The organism is Ensifer sp. LC163, assembly GCF_001695855.1.
Lineage (GTDB): Bacteria > Pseudomonadota > Alphaproteobacteria > Rhizobiales > Rhizobiaceae > Ensifer.
Window position 1 is genome coordinate 531,299 of sequence record NZ_MBSS01000012.1, and the last position, 17,977, is coordinate 549,275.

The window sequence follows — 17,977 nt, forward strand, 5'->3', positions numbered from 1 at the left end:
TAAAAAACGGGCCCTTACGGCCCGTTTTTTATTGAGAGAGGATCCGGACGGCGCCCTTTCTTGTAGGGCTCCATGCCCTTGCGGGCGAGTTCATCGGCGCGTTCGTTTTCCGGATGGCCGGCATGGCCCTTGACCCAATGCCAGGTCACCTTGTGGCGCCGGTTCGCCTCGTCCAGTGCCTGCCAGAGTTCGCCGTTTTTCACCGGCTTCTTGTCCGCGGTCTTCCAGCCGTTCTTCTTCCAACCGTGGATCCACTTGGAGATGCCGTCCATCACATATTTGCTGTCGGTATGCAGGTCGACCTCGCAGGCGCTCTTCAGCGCATCGAGCGCCGAGATCGCAGCCAGAAGCTCCATGCGGTTGTTGGTCGTTTCCGCCTCGCCGCCACACATATCCTTTTCCACCTCGCCGTAGCGCAGCACCGCGCCCCAGCCGCCCGGCCCGGGATTGCCCGAGCAGGCACCGTCGGTGAAGATGTCCACGTGTTTCATGCCGAAGCCTCTTCGAGCCGGAGGCCATACTCGGCGCTGGAAACGATCGCCCGATGGAAACGGATCTTCGTCAGGTATTCCAGCGGATCCTTCTTGACGACCAGGGCGCCGGCCGGCGTCATCAACCAGTCGTAGAGGCGCGTCAGGAAGAACCGCAGCGCCGAACCGCGGCAGAGCAGCGGCAGGGCTTCGACCTCGTCCGCCGTCAGCTTGCGCACGCCCTCATAGCCCGAAAGCAGCGCCATGCCCTTGGTGATATTGTAGGAGCCGTTCTTCTCGAAGCACCACGAGTTGAGGCAGATGGCCACATCGTAGGCGAGATAATCGTTGCAGGCGAAGTAGAAGTCGATCAGGCCGGAAAGCTGGTCGCCGAGGAAGAAGACATTGTCGGGGAACAGATCGGCATGGATGACGCCATCCGGCAACGACTTCGGCCAGTTGCGCTCGAGATGCTCGAGTTCGGCGGAAATCTCGTCCTTGAGACCGGTCTGCACCTCGTCGGCGCGCGCCTCGGAATTGACCCATAGCGGCCGCCAGCCGCCGACCGAAAGCGCATTGGCGCGCGCCAGGCCAAAGCCCTGACCTGCGACATGCATCTCTGCCAGCGCCCTACCGACCTCGCGGCAATGCTTGGCCTCGGGCTTGCGAAGCCACATGCCTTCGAGGAAAGAGATCACCGCGGCCGGACGGCCGGACAATTCGCCCAGGAGCTCGCCATCCGCGCGCGGCAAAGGCAGCGGGCAGGAAAGCCCGCCATCGGCCAGGTGATGCATCAGCCCCAGGAAGAACGGCAGGTCATCCGCGTTCACGCGCTTCTCGTAGAGCGTCAGGATGTAGGCGCCCTTCGTCGTGTGCAGCAGGAAGTTGGAGTTTTCGACGCCCTCGGCGATGCCCTTGTAGGAGGTCAGCTGGCCGACGTCATAGGCCTCGAGGAAAGCGCTCAGGTCGTCTTCCGTGATATCGGTGTAAACTGCCACGGTTGTTCACTTTCAAGATATGCGGGCAAGATATGCGGGTTATTCGCCGTTGACGAAGGCCATGTCGGCGGCGGTCAGCGGCACATGCCGGATCTCGCGATTGACGAGGAAGTTCTCGTTTTCCTCGACGGTGTCGGCAAGTTCAACGACGGCGTCGTAACGCTCGCGGAACGCCTCGATGATCTCGTTGACGATCACCTCAGGCGCCGATGCGCCGGCAGACAGACCGACGGTGGAGATATCGCCGATCGAATCCCAGTCGATTTCGGCTGCCCGCTGCACGAGAACGGACTTCGTCGCGCCGGCCTTCAGCGCGACTTCGACGAGGCGCTTGGAATTCGACGAATTCGGCGCACCGACGACCAGGAACAGATCGCAGCCGGGTGCCGCCTGCTTGACCGCTTCCTGCCGGTTGGTGGTGGCATAGCAGATCGAGTCCGCAGCCGGCGCCGTCAGGTTGGGGAAGCGCTCGTGCAGCCGCTTGATGACGCCGGCGGTGTCGTCGACGGAAAGCGTGGTCTGGGTGACGAAACCGAGATTGTCCGGATCGGGCGGCATGTAGACATCCGCATCCTCGATTGTCTCGACCAGCGAAACAGCACCTTCCGGGAGCTGCCCCATCGTGCCAATGACTTCCGGATGGCCGGCATGGCCGATCAGCACCACGTGGCGGCCCAGCCGGTTGTGGCGCATCGCCTGCTTGTGGACCTTGGAGACCAGCGGACATGTGGCGTCGAGGTAGAAGAGATTGCGCGTATCGGCATCCGCAGGCACCGATTTCGGCACGCCATGGGCGGAAAACACCACCGGCTGCTTGCGATGCTCCGGCGGGATCTCGTCGAGTTCCTCGACGAAAATCGCGCCCTTGGCCTCAAGTCCTTCCACGACATAACGATTATGCACGATCTCGTGGCGCACATAGACCGGCGCACCGAATTCCTTCAGCGCCAGGACGACGATCTGGATCGCCCGGTCGACGCCGGCGCAAAAGCCGCGCGGCCCGCAAAGGCGAATGGTGATCGGAGATTTTGCCGCGGATGATGCCATGGATCAGGATGCCAGTAGAACGAAAACAAGGGCTGCAATCGCCGAGCCGCCCTGGATCAACAGGATACGCGGCTTGACGGACCACGCGCCATATATAGCGGCAACGATCACGCACACAAGGAAGAACACCTTCAACTCGACGGCAAATGATGCATCCGGCTGCAGGAGGGACCAGAAAAGGCCGGCCGCGAGAAAGCCGTTGTAAAGCCCCTGATTGGCGGCCAGCACCCGGGTCGCTTCCGCCTGCTCGACCGACATGCGGAAAACCGAACGCCCCTGCGGCTTGGTCCACAAAAACATCTCCAGCACGAGAAAGCCGAGATGCAAAAGCGCTGTCAGCGCGATCAGGATCGTCGATATCAAGCCCATTACCCATGCCCCCCAACTGCGTCGGTCAGGGATAGCACGGCGTCGGCGAGCCGCCTATGGCCTGCGCCGCATGACAAAGACGCCGCTGACAACGACCAGGGCCGCGGCAAGGCCGTACCAGGTCAGCGCGTATTGCAGGTGACTGTTCGGCAGGTCGAACTGGGTAACACCACCGATCGGAAGTCCGCCCGGATTGGGCGACGCATCGGCATCGACAAAGAACGGCACGACCTTGTCGGCGGGAAGCCCGACCGACGATGCCATCGCATCGAGGTCCTTCCAGTAGAAGATGTTCTTTACGAGATCATTGTCGGGAACGATTGACGACGGCTTTTCGCTAAGCTTCGGTCTTGCGAGGCCGTGGATCGCCGCGGAAGCCGGAAGCTCGCCTGCCAGACGGGTCGAGGAATCCTTCTGTTCGAAGGGCACGAAACCGCGATTGACGAACAAGGAGCGACCGTCCTCAATCGTCAAGGGCGTAAAGATGTAGTAGCCGGTGCGGCCATTGTAGGTGGCAAAAAAGTGTCGCTCCTTGCTGTGGTCGAAACCGCCGGGAACCGTGACGGTGCGGTAATCGATGTCGGCACCTGCCGCGAGCATCTTCTCGATCTCGGCAAGCGTCACCGGTGGCGCCGAACGGCGCTCGGCAATTGCCTGAAGCAGGCCTTCCTTCCAGTGCAGGCGCTGCATCTGCCAGGTGCCGAGCGAGACAAGGATGGCGAAGACGATAGCGAGCAGGACGAATGCGCCGAGGCGCCCGACAAGGCCGCCCTTCTTCTTGACCTCGATCTCAGCCACGATCGATCTCGCCGGGCCGCGCATTGTTACGATACTGCAGGTTGATCAGGATGCCCTTCAGCACGCGCGTCAGGCCGAGGCTGAGTACGATCGCCAGCGGTATCCAGAGCAGGAAATGCAGCCAGAGCGGCGGATTGAGGTTGACCTCCATCCAGAGCGCCGCGCCGACGACGATGAAGCCGACAATCAGGATGACGAAGACAACCGGACCATCACCGGAATCGGCGAAGCGATAGTCGAGATCGCAGTTGGCGCAGGCGGGCTTTACCGTCAGGAACCCGTCGAACAGCTTGCCCTGGCCACATCGCGGGCACAGGCCCTTGATGCCTGTCATGACCGGGTCGACCGGCGGATAGAGAGCTTTGTCGTCACTCACGGATTGATCTCGATCGGGGTGTTGTTGGGAACCATGTCCCAGATTTCATCCATTTCGGTATTCGTAACCGCAATGCAGCCATCCGTCCAATCGAACATCTGCGTCATAAACGCCAGCCAGCCGAAATAGTTGCGTTGACCGTGGATCATGATCATGCCGCCGGGATCGACGCCCTTGGCTGCCGCTGCCTTGATATCCGCGGGTGTCGGATAGGAGACGTGCATCGACAGGTGATAACCGCTCTGGTCATTACGCCAGTCCAGGACATAGAGACCTTCCGGCGTTCGCCGGTCGCCCTCGCGCTGCTTGTGGCCGATCGGATTGCCACCAAGGGCGATCGTATATTGGCGCAACATCTCACCGCCGCGGAAGAGTTGCAGGATCCGCTTTTCCTTGTGCACCACCACGCGGTCGGCCAGATCGCCGGCAAAGGCAGAAAAGCATCCGGCCAGAAGCCATGCCGTCGTGACCGCAGCCACGCGTATTTTCATGTCGGCTCGCCCCATCGATACCACCGCAAGACAAACAAAAAAATAAGGCGGCTGCATGGTCGCAGCCGCCTTGTCGAGAAGAGCTTGAGCTCAAATCCTCTTACATGTGAGCGACAGGCGCGCCCCAACCACCCCAGATGTAGATGGAGAAGAAGAGGAACAGCCAGACGACGTCAACGAAGTGCCAGTACCAGGCGGCCGCTTCGAAGCCGAAGTGCTGCTTCGGCGTGAAGTCGCCACGCAGCGCGCGCAGCAGGCAGACGAGCAGGAAGATCGTGCCGACCAGGACGTGGAAGCCGTGGAAGCCGGTCGCCATGAAGAAGGTCGCGCCGTAGATCGAGTCCTTGAAGGCGAACGGAGCGTGAGCGTATTCATAGCCCTGGACGTAGGAGAACAGCACGCCAAGCAGGACGGTCAGCGTCAGGCCGTAGACGAGGCCCTTGCGGTCGTTGTGCAGCAGCGCGTGGTGCGCCCAGGTTACCGTCGTGCCGGAAAGCAGCAGGATGACGGTGTTGTAGAGGGGCAGGTGCCAGGGATCGAGAACCTCGATGCCCTTCGGCGGCCAGACGCCGCCGGTAAAGGCCGTGCGGGTCGCCTGGATTGCTTCGCCGGGGAAGAGGCTGGCGTCGAAATAAGCCCAGAACCAGGCGACGAAGAACATCACTTCCGAGGCGATGAACATGATCATGCCGTAGCGCAGGTGCAGCGAGACGACGCGGGTGTGGTGACCCTCGTGCGCTTCCTTCACCGTGTCCGACCACCAGCCGTACATGGTGTAGAGGATGACGGCGAGACCGATGAAGAAGACCCACGGATTGGCGAGCTCTGCGCCGAACAGCTTGAAGGAGCCGCCCGAGAGATAGCGCATGTAGCCGACACCGCCGAACGCCATGACGAATGCGCCGATCGAGGCAAGCAACGGCCAGGGGCTCGGGTCGATGATGTGGTAGTCGTGATTCTTCTGATGCGCATCGGCCATGTCAGTAATCCCCGATAGGTCTTTCTCTTGTCGCCCTTTCGGCATAGCCGAAACGGGCCTCCAGTCAAAGTTTGTTCTCAGTTTCGCCCGTCTTCACCTGTGCGACCGGCTTCGACGGCTCGCGCGGGTAGAAGGTGTAGGAAAGTGTCAGTGTCTTGATGTCCTTGGTCTCGACCGCCTTGACCATGTCCGGATCGACGAAGAATACCACCGGCATCTCCATCTCCTCTCCCGGCTGCAGGGTCGTCTCGGTAAAGCAGAAGCATTGAACCTTGTTGAAGTAGGCGCCGGCCTGCATCGGCGTGACGTTGAACGTCGCCTGCCCGGTCGTCGGCTTCGACGAAAGGTTCTTGGCACGGTACATCACCTGCACGGTCTCGCCGATCCTGACGTCGATGTCGCGCTGAACCGGCTTGAACTCCCAAGGCAGGCCGCCAGAGGTATTGGCGTCGAAGGTGACCTTGACCTTTTCGTCAAGAATGACGTCCGATGCCTGCTCGACGCGCTGCGTCGTGCCGTTATAGCCGGTGACGCGGCAGAACATGTCGTAGAGTGGCACTGCCGCGTAGGCCATGCCCGTCATGCCGACAACGAAGGCGAGGCAGGTGCCGACGATGACGCCGTTGGAACGCTGCTTCTGCTCGGAATTCTGGGAGGTCGTCATATCACGTCTCCCTCAGTTGACCATGCCGTTGCCGAACTTGATCAGCGTGACGACGTAGAACAGGACGACCAGACCAGCCAGCACGATACCGAGCGCAATGTTGCGGCCGCGGCGCGACTTCTTCTGGGCTTCGTTCAGCTTGACGGTTTCCATCAGGCAACACTCCCGGCATTCAACCAGATATTGACGATCAGGTGATCCGCCATCAGAGCGGAGAAGATCACGAACAGATACATGATCGAGAAGGCAAAAAGCTTCTTGGCGGGCAGCATGCGCTCATCCGTCTCAGGCATGCGCAGCACGCCGATCGAATACCAGATGAAGCCGAGACCAAGCGCTGCTGCAACCGCCCCGTATCCGATGCTCGCGAAACCGAGCAAGGTGGGACAGATGCCGATCAGGGCAGTCAGCACGGCATAGATGACGATCTGCTTCTTGGTGGTTGCCTGGCCGCAGACATTGGGCAGCATCGGCACACCGACGGAGCCGTAGTCGCCCATCTTGAACAGTGCGAGCGCCCAGAAATGCGCCGGCGTCCACAGGAAGGTGATAAGGAACAGGATGATGCTTTCGACGGATACGCCGCCGGTGACACAGGCCCAGCCGATCATGGGCGGGAAGGCACCGGCAGCACCGCCGATGACGATGTTCTGCGGCGTCGAGCGCTTGAGCCACATCGTATAGATGACGGCGTAGAAGAAGATGGTGAAGGCGAGCAACCCGGCTGCGAGCCAATTGACGGCGAGCCCGAGGATGATCACGGAAAAAGCGGAGAGCGTCAGACCGAAGGCCAGCGCTTCCTCGGGCAGGATCTTGCCGGCCGGGATCGGGCGCTTGGCCGTGCGGGTCATGACCGCGTCGATATCGGCGTCATACCACATGTTGAGCGCGCCGGAGGCGCCTGCACCGACTGCGATGCACAGGATGGCGATGAAACCGATGAAGGGATTGATGTGTCCGGGCGCGAGCACGAGGCCGGCAAGCGCCGTGAACACGACGAGCGACATGACGCGGGGCTTCAGAAGCTCGAAGTAATCGCGTGCAGAGGCCTCGGACAGGCGCGGTGCACCATCCATGCCAACTGCTTCGTGATTGTCGATGACCGTCATGTCTCGTCCTTGATCGTCTTTTGCCCATACGGGCCGTCTTTTGCCGGTTCTCCGGCGGGGTGAAGCCGCCGGAACCGGCGGCTTCTGTTTCTTTCCCATCACTTGATGCGCGGGAGCTGTTCCCACTGGTGGAACGGGGGCGGCGAAGACAGCTGCCATTCCAACGTGTTCGCACCCTCGCCCCACGGATTGTCGCCAGCGACGCGCTTCTTGGCGAAGGCTTCGGCAACGCAGAAGAGGAAGATCAGCACGCCGACGGCCGCGATGTACGAGCCGTAGGACGACACCATGTTCCAGCCGGCATAGGCATCCGGATAGTCGATGTAGCGGCGCGGCATGCCGGCGAGGCCCAGGAAGTGCTGCGGGAAGAAGATCAGGTTCACGCCGATGAACATGACCCAGAAGTGCAGCTTGCCGAGGAACTCGGAGTACATGTAGCCGGTCATCTTCGGGAACCAGTAGTACCAGGCGGCGAAGATCGCGAACACGGCGCCGAGCGACAGAACGTAGTGGAAGTGAGCAACCACGTAGTAGGTGTCGTGTAGCGAACGGTCGAGGCCGGCATTGGCGAGCTGGACGCCCGTGACGCCACCGACGGTGAACAGGAAGATGAAGCCGATCGCCCAGACCATCGGGGTCGTGAAGCGGATCGAACCACCCCACATCGTCGCGATCCACGAGAAGATCTTAACGCCCGTCGGAACAGCGATGACCATCGTCGCGAAGACGAAGTAGCGCTGCGTGTCGAGCGACATGCCGACGGTGTACATGTGGTGCGCCCACACGATGAAGCCGACGGCGCCGATCGCGACCATGGCGTAGGCCATGCCGAGGTAGCCGAAGATCGGCTTGCGCGAGAAGGTGGAAACGATGTGGCTGACGATGCCGAAGCCCGGCAGGATCAGGATGTACACTTCCGGGTGACCGAAGAACCAGAACAGGTGCTGGAACAGGATCGGGTCGCCGCCGCCCTCAGGCGCGAAGAAGGCCGTGCCGAAGTTGCGGTCCGTCAAGAGCATGGTGATGCCGCCTGCCAGAACCGGCAGCGAGAGCAGAAGCAGGAAGGCGGTGATCAGAACCGACCAGGCAAACAGCGGCATCTTGTGCAGCGTCATGCCGGGAGCGCGCATGTTCAGGATCGTGGTGATGAAGTTGATCGCACCGAGGATCGACGACGCGCCGGCAATGTGCAGGCCGAGGATCACAAGATCCATCGCCGGCCCAGGCATGCCCGACGTCGAGAACGGTGGATAGATCGTCCATCCGCCCCCAGCGCCATAGGCGCCCGCCGGACCTTCGACGAACATCGAAAGCAGGACCAGCAGGAAGGCCGGAATGATCAGCCAGAAGGAGATGTTGTTCATGCGCGGGAACGCCATGTCAGGCGCACCGATCATGATCGGAACCATCCAGTTGGCGAAGCCACCGATCAGCGCTGGCATGACCATGAAGAAGATCATGATGAGCGCGTGCGCGGTCGTGAACACGTTGAACATGTGCTTGCCGCCGTCGATGGCAGCGTCGCCCTCGAAGCCGTAGACCATCTGCGCCAGGCCGTGGAAGATCTGGATGCCCGGCTCCTGCAGCTCGGCGCGCATGAACACCGACAGCGTGCCGCCGATGATGCCCGCGATGATCGCGAAGATCAGGTAGAGCGTGCCGATGTCCTTGTGGTTGGTCGACAGAAACCAGCGCTGAAAGAAGGTCAGCGGCTTGTGCGCGTGGTCTGCGTGGCCATGATCGGAGTGATCATGGCGTTGGTCGTGATGAACGGCTGTTCCAGCCATGGGTCGAGCTCCCCTTCCGATTACTGTGCGGCGTTGGCGGCGACGTCAACGGCCTTGGCCGCGCCGTCGATGGACGCCATGAGCGCCTTGTTCGCGTCGCCGATGTTGGTTGCGGCGGCAGCGAGCCAGGCGTCGTATTTTTCCTGCGAAACAACGCGGATGGCGATCGGCATATAGGCGTGGTCCTTGCCGCAAAGCTCGGAACACTGGCCGTAGTAGAGGCCTTCGCGGTCAGCCTTGAACCAGGTCTCGTTCAGGCGGCCGGGAACGGCATCGATCTTAACGCCGAAGGCGGGCATTGCGAAGGCGTGGATGACATCGGCAGCGGTGACGAGCAGACGAACGGTCTTGCCGACCGGAACGACGACTTCGTTGTCGACGGCGAGAAGGCGCGGATACTCGACCTTGTCTTCCTTGCCGAGGCTTGCGCGATCTTCTTCCTTCATCAGCAGACTGTCGAAGGAGAGCGGGCTTTCGCCGACTTCATATTCATAGGACCAGTACCACTGGTTGCCCGTCGCCTTGACCGTCAGATCAGGATTGGCCGGCGGCGTCAGCTGCGCCGTCAGAAGCTGGAAGGACGGGATTGCCAGGAACAGCAGGATGATGACCGGACCGACGGTCCAGACAACTTCGATAGCGGTGTTGTGGCTGGTCTTGGAGGGAACCGGGTTGGCGCTCTCACGGAATTTGACCACCACGACAATCAGCAGCAGGAGGACAAAGAGAGTGATCGGAATGATGAACCACAGGGTATAGTGCTCAAACCACGTGATTTCTTCCATAATGCCCGTCGCAGCCGTCTGAAAGTTCGTCTGCCAATCGACAGGCTTGTCAGCAAAGGCGCTCGAAGCAAAAAGCAGACAGGCAAGCGCTGCCATAACTGCATAAGCCTTGTTTTTCACAATATGTCTCCCCAATGCGCTTGATCAGGATCAAACCGAAACGCAGAATCCCTGCGATACTGCAGCGCTTCAAACCACAGTTTGCCCAGCGCCGCAACATCTGTGCAATCAACCCCATGCGGCATTTTTGCACAAATGCGACTTTTCTCACAGGCACCCCTCGGAACCCCAGGCGAATCGACTTATATGCCTCGTTCTGCGCCGCCGACGGCGCTATCACGCCACGTCAGCGCGACAATGGCGCTCCGCGAGCCCAATTTCCGCCATATGGCGCTGGAATGTACCCCACAGGGCTTTTCATTTCTCCCTGCGCGCTTCAAGAATAGCCCTGATGATTCGACGTTTTGAGGTTTACATGGGCCTGCCCCTTTTCTCCCGACTGTCGGCTCTTGCCGCTCTCGGATTTGCCGTTCTCGCCCTTCCCACGGCGAGTGCTGCCCAACAACCCGCTGGCGCGCCCGGAACGGTCAAGTCCAACCATGGTGCATGGTCAATCGTCTGCGATCAGCCGGCAGGTGCATCGGCCGACCAATGCGCCCTGATGCAGAACGTCATCGCCGAAGACCGGCCGGAAGTCGGCCTCTCGGTCGTCGTGCTCAAGACCGCCGACCGCAAGGCGAAGATCCTGCGCGTTCTGGCGCCGCTCGGCGTACTGCTTCCGAACGGCCTCGGCCTCAATGTCGACGGCAAGGATATCGGCCGCGCCTATTTCGTGCGCTGCTTCTCCGACGGCTGCTATGCCGAGGTCGTGCTTGAAGACGAACTGTTGAAGACCTTCCGCTCCGGCGCGACGGCGACCTTCATCGTCTTCCAGTCGCCGGAAGAAGGCATCGGCATTCCGGTCGATCTCAAAGGTTTCGGCGAAGGCTACGACGCCCTGCCGTAAAGGCAGCCATTACAAACCGCTTTCGAAGCCGCGTCTCGTGCGCGGCTTTTTCATTTCCGCCGCGAAGAAGCAGGCAAAACAAAGAAGCCCGGACTTTCGTCCGGGCTTCATCGATCGGAATGATGGAAAACGGGTTAGATAATGTCGGTCGCGGCAATCTTGATGCCGAAGCCTTCGAGGCCGACATAGTGGCGCTCGCGCGAGGCGATCAGACGGATGGAGCTGATGCCGAGATCCTTCAGGATCTGCGCGCCGAGGCCGATCTCCAGCCATTCGCTTTCACGGGCCTGCGCCTCGTCATGGGCTTCGCGATCATGTTTACCCTTGCGGGCGGTCTGCGACACGCCGACGCCGACCGAACCTTCGCGCAGATAGACGATGACGCCCCTGCCCTCTTCGGCCATGCGCTTCATGATCCGGTCGATCTGGCAGTCCTTGCCGAACACGTCGGCGCCGACATTTTCAAGGTGCAGGCGAACCGGAATATCGACACCGTCACGGATGTCGCCGAAGACGACGGCAAGATGCTGCATCGGATCCCAGGGCAACGAATAGGAATGTCCCTTGGCCTCGCCGTACGGTGTCTCGATGTCGAACGAGCCGCCTTGCTCAATCAGCGTTTCCTTGCGCTGGCGGTAGGCGATCAGGTCGGCGACCGAGACCTGCTTCAAACCATGCTTTTCGGCAAAGGCGCTGACCTGCGGGCCGCGCGTGACGGTACCGTCATCATTGACCAGTTCGCAGATGACGCCGATCGGCGGCAGGCTTGCGAGCTTGCAGAGATCGACGGCGGCCTCCGTGTGGCCCGAACGCATCAGAACGCCGCCTTCGCGGGCGACCAGCGGGAAGATATGGCCCGGACGCACGAAATCGGTCGGCCCGACATTGGGGTTGGCGAGGTTGCGCACCGTCAGCGTCCGATCGTCGGCTGAGATGCCGGTGGTCGTGCCGTGCTTGAAGTCGACCGACACGGTAAAGGCGGTGGTGTGCGCCGAGTCGTTCTCCGCCACCATGGCGTTGAGGTTGAGGCGTTTTGCCTCCTCGCGCGGCATCGGCGTGCAGACGATGCCCGAGGTGTGGCGCACGATGAAGGCCATCTTCTCCGGCGTGCAATGGACAGCGGCAACGATCAGGTCGCCTTCGTTCTCGCGGCCGCCATCGTCGGTGACGACGACAATCTCGCCGGCTTCGAAGGCACGGATGGCATCAACGACACGCTTCTGGTCATAGGACATCTTTTTCTTCCCGAATTACTTACAGCGCCGCGCGTCCATTTAGACGCGCAAAGGTCGCTGTAACACTTTGAGTTGCTGCATAATTTTGTCCTTAAATCGGTTCCGATTTAAGGAATTATGCAGTAAGCCGGCCGGTCTGGCCACGGTCACGCAGGTAGTGGTCCGCAATCGTGCAGGCAACCATCGCCTCGCCGATCGGCACGGCGCGAATGCCGACGCAAGGGTCATGACGCCCCTTGGTGCGCACATCCACCTCGTTACCGTCACTGTCGATCGAACGACGCTCGGTGAGGATAGAGGAGGTCGGCTTGATCGCAAAGCGGGCGATGACAGGCTGGCCGGTTGAAATGCCACCAAGAATACCGCCGGCATTGTTGGAGAGGAAGACCGGCTTGCCGTCGTCACCGATGCGCATCTCGTCGGCATTTTCCTCGCCGGTGATTTCGGCGGCACCGAAACCGTTGCCAATCTCGACGCCCTTGACGGCGTTGATCGACATCAGGTTTGCGGCAATGTCCTGGTCCAGCTTGGCATAGATCGGCGCTCCGATGCCGGCCGGCACGCCCTCGGCCACGACCTCGACGACGGCGCCGATGGACGACCCGGACTGGCGGATACCATCGAGATATTCCTCCCAGACGGGCACGATCGCCGGATCCGGCGCGAAGAACGGGTTATTGTTGACCTCGGTCCAATCCCAGTTGGCGCGGTCGATCTTGTGTTTGCCGATCTGAACCAGCGCGGCGCGCACGACGAGACCCGGCACCACCTTGCGGGCGATACCACCGGCAGCAACGCGCGCTGCCGTTTCGCGCGCCGACGATCGGCCGCCGCCGCGGTAGTCGCGAATGCCGTATTTGACGTCGTAGGTGTAGTCGGCATGCCCCGGTCGATAGCGCTTGGAGATCTCCGAATAATCCTTCGAGCGCTGGTCGGTGTTTTCGATCAGCATCGAGATCGGCGTGCCGGTGGAGATCATCGTCTCGCCGTCCTCATCCAGCATCACGCCGGAAAGAACCTTGACGAGATCGTCCTCACGGCGCTGCGTGACGAACCGCGACTGGCCGGGCTTACGCTTGTCGAGCCAGGCCTGCAGTTCGGCCAGCGTGAAACGAATGCCGGGCGGGCAACCATCCACCACGCAGCCGAGCGCCGGGCCGTGGCTTTCCCCCCAGGTGGTGACGCGGAAGAGGTGACCGAAAGTATTGTGAGACATGAGGCAACCGAACTCTGAGAAGCAACGGACGTACATGTTTCATGTACGGACACCACTCTCTTAGTGGAAAGCCGGGACAGGGGAAAGTCTTTCCGATCACCGCTAAAGCGCGTCGCGATCTCTAGGATTCGCTTGTCGCGCGTCGGCCCCTGTTCTTATGCATGTCCCGCAACACCGCCACAGGCTTTTGCGGGACATCCACTCTGCCTTTGCGCCCGCCTCAGGAGGCGAGCCTGAGCCCCCGCTCCGTCGCGAATGCCAAGAAGCTCTCCGCGCTCAGCGGCTTGGAGAAGGCATAGCCCTGCAGCAGATCGCAGCCGAGAATGCCGATCATTTCGGCATGAGCCATGGTCTCCACCCCCTCGGCCACAGTCTCGATGCCGAGCGAACGGGCAATGTCGATGATCGACCGGATCAGCGCCTGTTCGGTACGGGCGCTGAGCACCGGAATCACGAGCTGCCGGTCGATCTTCAGTCGCTTCGGCTTGATCTTGAGCAGGCTGACGATCGACGTATGGCCGGTGCCGAAGTCGTCGATCTCGATGTCGATGCCGAGCTTCTTGATGCCCTCGATGTTGGCGGTGACGATATCGTCGCTTTCATCGAGGAAGATGGATTCCACCAGTTCGAAGGAAAGCTGCCCCGGCACGATGCTCAGGCCCTCGAGCGAGGCGAGCAGCCGCTCGTCCTGCAGGCGCTTGGCCGACACATTGACGGAAATCTTCGGAACCCGCAGGCCGGCGGCCGCCCATCGCATCTGGTCGGCCAGCGATTTCTCCAGGACGAGGCGGTCGAGGGCCGCGGTGACGTTCAGTTCATCGGCGATCGCCAGGAACTTGTCCGGCGTCAGAATGCCCTGGCGCGGATGGCGCCAGCGGATGAGCGCCTCAACGCCGGAGAGCGCCAATGTCGAGGCATCGAATTGCGGCTGGTACCAGGGCACGAACTCGTCGCGCTCGATGCCCTCGAGGATTTCATCGGCTACGCGCTTGGCGGTGACGACTTCGGCTTGGAGGATCTGGGTGAAGAACTGATAGCGGTTGCGGCCGTTCTCCTTCGCGCGATAGAGCGCCATGTCGGCATTGACGAGAAGCTTGCGCGCGTCGGCGTGCGCCTGGCGCGCCACGGCAACGCCGATGCTGACCCCGAAGCGACAGGGAAACCCGTTGTAATCGACGGGTTGGCGCATTTCCGCGATGATCCGGTCGCACAGCGCCGCAAGTGCCGCATCGCCCGGCGCGCCGGTTACGACGACGACGAATTCGTCGCCGCCGATGCGCGCCACGATATCAGCAGGCGCAATGTTGGAGCGCAGGATCTCTGACGCATGAACAAGCATCGCATCGCCGGCCGCGTGGCCGAGCGTGTCGTTGATCTGCTTGAAACGATCAAGGTCGATGTGAAGGATGGCGATACTCTGGGGCGCATCGGCGCTCTGGCCGGTCAGGCGCTCAAGCGCCTTGTCCAGCATGCGGCGATTGCCGAGGCCGGTCAGCGGATCGTGCAGCGAATTGTGTTCGATGCGGATCCGCGCCTGTTCGAGCTCGGCATTTTTGGCGTCGGCCATCGCCTTGGCGGCGCGCAATTGTTCGGTCATCACCACGTCGTCGGTGACATCAAGCGCGATGCCGACCAGCTTCCTGCGCCCCTCCGGCGAGACATGCAACTTGCCGACCGAGCGGATGTGGCGAACGGCCCCTTCCGCCAGAACCACGCGGGACTGGTGGACATAGGTTTCGCGGGCACCGATCGCAGTATTGACGGCTGATAGTGCGGATCCGCGATCGTCCGGATGCAACGCATTGAGCCAGGTTTCTTCGGTGGTGGCGCCATCGGTATAGACCAGCCCGTAGAGCTGGTGCATACGCTCGTCCCAATAGGTGACGTTGCTGTCGAGATCGGCCTCCCACATGCCGCAACGATAGGAATCGAGCGCCAGGTCGAGCCGACGCGACAGTTTCTCAAGATCCTGCTCGCGCTCGTAAAGCCCCTTCAGGGCCTGCTCGAGTTCCAGGTTCTGCTGGTCAACCTGGGCCTTGGCAGCCCCCAACCTTTCGCTCTTCAAAACGTCATCGGTCACGTCCCAGCTGATGCCGGTGATCTTCGAGCGACCGTCGACCCCCTGATGGCCCGAACCGACGTTGCGGATATGGCGTATGTTGCCGTCAGCTACCACCACCCGATACTGGGACCGGTACTCCAGGCCCTCATCGAGGCTGCGGAAGAGCGCGTTGGCGGCGATCCCGGCATCATCCGGGTGCACGGTCGAGCGCCATTCATCGTAGGTCGGCTCATCATCATGGACGCTAAGCCCATGCAGATGGAACATGCGCTCGTCCCAGGAGCGCTCCTGCGTTGCCTGGTCGATTTCCCATATACCGATCTTGGAGGCCTCGAGCGCCAGGTTGAGGCGATGCGAAAGCGTCATCACTTCGCCTTCACGCGCCCTGAGCTTGGCGATGTTGCGCTGGCGCTCGTTGACCAGGCCGCCCGTCAGCAGGATGGGAATGACGACGACGGCGAGCGCTGCCGCAATCGCCAGCCGCAGGTCTTTGCTGTTTTCGGGCAACTGTTCCCAGCCACCGATCGGTGTTGCCGCCAACTCCCAGACGCCGCCAGGCAGAACGAGTTGGCGCTTGGCCGGCGCCGCTCGAAAGACACCGTCATCGCCGAAGAAGGCATCCTGGATGCGCTCCGGCTCCGAAACGTCGCGAATCGCGAGATGTACATCGACATGGCGGTGGTTACCGGTGAACTCCGGCGTTTCGACAACTTCCTCAAGCAGGCGGGCGGATCGATAAAGGGCTCTTTCATCGATGATTGCTTCGACATAGCCCCATCGTTCCATGCGGCCCTGGATCTTGGCGAAGACGGGCAGGAAAAGTTCAAAGCCGTTGCGTCCGCTCGGCAGTCGGATAGGACCGATCATGACCGGCTTCACCGTGGATGACGCCCTTTCTACCGCCCGGCGGGTCGCCCCGAACTTGCTGAAGTCGGTGCCGACGAACCATTGCTGGCTTTCGCGGGGAAAGGCGATGCGAACGACGCCGCCAGGGGCCGCCGACGCGCGCACCATCTGCGGGTTCTGCAGCAAGAGCTTGGTCGACATGATCGTGAAATCGTCGGCGGTCATCTCAGGATGAACGCCGATGCTGTTGGCGAAACCGTTGAGGGCAGCGATGTTGGTGTTGACCTCCGCCTGGAGCCGATTGGCAATGAGGTTCAGTTCATTCTCGACGTCGATCCTCAGATCGCTTCGGAAGTTTTCGCGGTTTTGGCGCTCATAGACGTGGCCGCCGCTGAAGACGACGATACCGGCAATGGCAGCCGGTATCAGCGACGGTTTCGCAAATCTGGCTGCCGCCCGAATGCGTTGGCGCAGAACGTCAACAATCTTCACTCTATTCCCCTCGATCCCCAACCGAAGGTAGCGATCGAGTCTTAAGATTGGCTTTCGTCACATTTCTTTGGAAAACCCTACAATTCATGGGGATACAATACGGAAGCACCGCCGGCGCCACCGGCAGAACGCTTGAAAACTGCACGTTTGGCGTTCAGTCTCCCTCGACCGGCCGGGCAGCCCCAAAAACGGGGGAAATGCCTGTCAAAAGCTACGGTGCAAGGCAATTTTTGCCACAATCGGGGATCAAAGGGTGATGACAAGAAGAATCGCAGATACATTGAAGAGGGCAAGAAAGATGCGTTTTGTCATTGCCGCGCTCATGGCCACCGCCGGCTTGCTTTCGCCTTTGTCGGCCCTTGCCGAAAGTGCCGACGTGGAGGCTGTCATCACCGGCGTCGATACCGATCGCCTCAGCCTCCAGCTCGACGACGGCAAGAGCTACCAGGCGCCTGAAGAATTCAACTTCGAAGGTCTCACCGCCGGCGTAAAGGTTCTCGTGTTCTATACCGAGGTCGACGGCAAGCGCGTGATCAACGACCTGGAAATCGTCCAGTAGGACCATTTAAGAGCCAAGTCCCGCCCCTCGAGGGGCGGGGGTGTACTGACCCGGCACGCCGAAGCCTCAGATCCAGCCGATCGTGTTCCCGGCAATGCGCAACAGACGATCTTGCGGGATGGCAGCGGTTGCCGCCTCATCTTCGTCCATCTCACCAAAAAGCTTGAACAGCGCCCGGATGACGCCGCCGTGGCTGACACAGACCGTCGGCTTGTTCACGCCCTTGAGCCATGCGGCAACCCGCCAGGACAGGATCTCGTAGCTTTCGGCGTCATCGCCGGGCGGGATGAAATCCCATTTCACCTTGCGTCGCTCGGCAATGCGCTCCGGCACGGACCGCTTCAACTCCGGCAGCGTGAAGCCTTCCCAATCGCCGAAGGAGACTTCCTTCAGCCGGTCATCGGTGCGGTAGGCGGTGGGGTCGAGATCCATGGCCCGGCGAAGGCGTTCCATGGTTTCACGGGTGCGACCGAGCGGGCTGGCGACAAAGTCGAACTGCGCGGCGTCGGCCCCGAGGATCGCGCCAAGCGCAATCCCGTTTCCGGTCGCCTGCTGGCGACCGGTGTCGTTGAGGGGGATGTCCTTCTGCCCCTGGAGGCGGCTTTCCGCATTCCAGTCCGTTTGTCCGTGACGGATCACATAGATCAGCACAACATCTCGCTCCGGGCAGGAGGCTGTTCGGGCCGGT

General features: G+C 61.2%; 19 protein-coding genes. 2 read left to right on the forward strand and 17 right to left on the reverse strand.

Going from position 1 to position 17,977, the window contains the following annotated elements; translation table 11 throughout:
* Positions 1-14: 14 nt before the first annotated feature.
* The 13 genes from rnhA to coxB form a co-directional block, all read right to left on the reverse strand.
* A complete protein-coding gene (gene rnhA, locus BC360_RS12520; RefSeq protein ID WP_065782654.1) occupies positions 15-491 on the reverse strand; it encodes a ribonuclease HI in 477 nt (158 codons plus the stop codon).
* Positions 488-1,468 carry a homoserine kinase gene (locus BC360_RS12525; protein WP_065795393.1) on the reverse strand — a complete coding sequence of 327 codons (981 nt, stop codon included), beginning with the start codon at positions 1,466-1,468 and terminating at the stop codon, positions 488-490. The genes rnhA and BC360_RS12525 overlap by 4 nt, the downstream gene beginning before the upstream one ends.
* A 39-nt stretch (positions 1,469-1,507) precedes the next feature.
* Positions 1,508-2,515: a 4-hydroxy-3-methylbut-2-enyl diphosphate reductase gene (gene ispH / locus BC360_RS12530; protein ID WP_065795394.1), complete on the reverse strand. Its 1,008-nt coding sequence runs from the start codon at positions 2,513-2,515 to the stop codon at positions 1,508-1,510.
* A gap of 3 nt (positions 2,516-2,518) precedes the next feature.
* Positions 2,519-2,884 (reverse strand): DUF1304 domain-containing protein, encoded by a 366-nt coding sequence (locus BC360_RS12535; protein WP_065795395.1) that lies wholly within the window; start codon positions 2,882-2,884, stop codon positions 2,519-2,521.
* A 54-nt stretch (positions 2,885-2,938) separates the two neighbouring features.
* Positions 2,939-3,706: an SURF1 family protein gene (locus BC360_RS12540; RefSeq protein ID WP_083222530.1), complete on the reverse strand. Its 768-nt coding sequence runs from the start codon at positions 3,704-3,706 to the stop codon at positions 2,939-2,941.
* Positions 3,675-4,058: a DUF983 domain-containing protein gene (locus BC360_RS12545; protein ID WP_065795396.1), complete on the reverse strand. Its 384-nt coding sequence runs from the start codon at positions 4,056-4,058 to the stop codon at positions 3,675-3,677. The genes BC360_RS12540 and BC360_RS12545 overlap by 32 nt, the downstream gene beginning before the upstream one ends.
* Positions 4,055-4,549: a L,D-transpeptidase family protein gene (locus BC360_RS12550; RefSeq protein ID WP_139110007.1), complete on the reverse strand. Its 495-nt coding sequence runs from the start codon at positions 4,547-4,549 to the stop codon at positions 4,055-4,057. The genes BC360_RS12545 and BC360_RS12550 overlap by 4 nt, the downstream gene beginning before the upstream one ends.
* Positions 4,550-4,649: 100 nt before the next feature.
* The gene (locus BC360_RS12555; protein WP_065782663.1) at positions 4,650-5,528 is read right to left on the reverse strand and encodes a cytochrome c oxidase subunit 3; all 879 of its coding nucleotides are present in this window, start codon (positions 5,526-5,528) and stop codon (positions 4,650-4,652) included.
* Positions 5,529-5,592: 64 nt separating this feature from the next.
* A complete protein-coding gene (locus BC360_RS12560; protein ID WP_065782665.1) occupies positions 5,593-6,192 on the reverse strand; it encodes a cytochrome c oxidase assembly protein in 600 nt (199 codons plus the stop codon).
* A gap of 12 nt (positions 6,193-6,204) precedes the next feature.
* Entirely contained in the window at positions 6,205-6,345 is a 141-nt protein-coding gene (locus BC360_RS31520) for a hypothetical protein (protein WP_025426174.1), read from the reverse strand.
* Positions 6,345-7,301: a heme o synthase gene (locus tag BC360_RS12565; RefSeq protein WP_065782667.1), complete on the reverse strand. Its 957-nt coding sequence runs from the start codon at positions 7,299-7,301 to the stop codon at positions 6,345-6,347. Before BC360_RS12565 ends, BC360_RS31520 begins: the two co-directional genes overlap by 1 nt.
* A 98-nt stretch (positions 7,302-7,399) precedes the next feature.
* Positions 7,400-9,088, reverse strand: a complete 1,689-nt coding sequence (gene ctaD, locus BC360_RS12570; RefSeq protein WP_065782669.1) for a cytochrome c oxidase subunit I — start codon at positions 9,086-9,088, stop codon at positions 7,400-7,402.
* 20 nt (positions 9,089-9,108) lie between these two features.
* Complete coding sequence (gene coxB, locus BC360_RS12575) at positions 9,109-9,993, reverse strand: cytochrome c oxidase subunit II (RefSeq protein WP_083222531.1); 885 nt, start codon at positions 9,991-9,993, stop codon at positions 9,109-9,111.
* 355 nt (positions 9,994-10,348) lie between these two features.
* Here coxB and BC360_RS12580 point away from each other — a divergent pair, with 355 nt between their 5' ends.
* Positions 10,349-10,879 carry an invasion associated locus B family protein gene (locus BC360_RS12580; protein WP_053250648.1) on the forward strand — a complete coding sequence of 177 codons (531 nt, stop codon included), beginning with the start codon at positions 10,349-10,351 and terminating at the stop codon, positions 10,877-10,879.
* Positions 10,880-11,013: 134 nt separating this feature from the next.
* Here the strand turns inward: BC360_RS12580 and ribB are convergent, their stop codons facing one another.
* The 3 genes from ribB to BC360_RS12595 all read right to left on the reverse strand — a co-directional run bounded on the left by ribB (position 11,014) and on the right by BC360_RS12595 (position 16,730).
* A complete protein-coding gene (gene ribB / locus BC360_RS12585; protein WP_065795398.1) occupies positions 11,014-12,114 on the reverse strand; it encodes a 3,4-dihydroxy-2-butanone-4-phosphate synthase in 1,101 nt (366 codons plus the stop codon).
* A 115-nt stretch (positions 12,115-12,229) separates the two neighbouring features.
* Entirely contained in the window at positions 12,230-13,330 is a 1,101-nt protein-coding gene (gene aroC, locus BC360_RS12590) for a chorismate synthase (RefSeq protein ID WP_065795590.1), read from the reverse strand.
* Positions 13,331-13,550: 220 nt separating this feature from the next.
* Complete coding sequence (locus BC360_RS12595; protein ID WP_065795399.1) at positions 13,551-16,730, reverse strand: EAL domain-containing protein; 3,180 nt, start codon at positions 16,728-16,730, stop codon at positions 13,551-13,553.
* 298 nt (positions 16,731-17,028) lie between these two features.
* On the opposite strand from BC360_RS12595, the gene BC360_RS12600 reads away from it, so the two are divergent.
* Entirely contained in the window at positions 17,029-17,289 is a 261-nt protein-coding gene (locus tag BC360_RS12600) for a DUF1344 domain-containing protein (protein WP_053250645.1), read from the forward strand.
* A gap of 66 nt (positions 17,290-17,355) precedes the next feature.
* Here BC360_RS12600 and BC360_RS12605 read toward each other — a convergent pair whose 3' ends face one another.
* Positions 17,356-17,940, reverse strand: a complete 585-nt coding sequence (locus BC360_RS12605; protein WP_065782677.1) for a histidine phosphatase family protein — start codon at positions 17,938-17,940, stop codon at positions 17,356-17,358.
* Between the last annotated feature and the right edge of the window lie 37 nt (positions 17,941-17,977).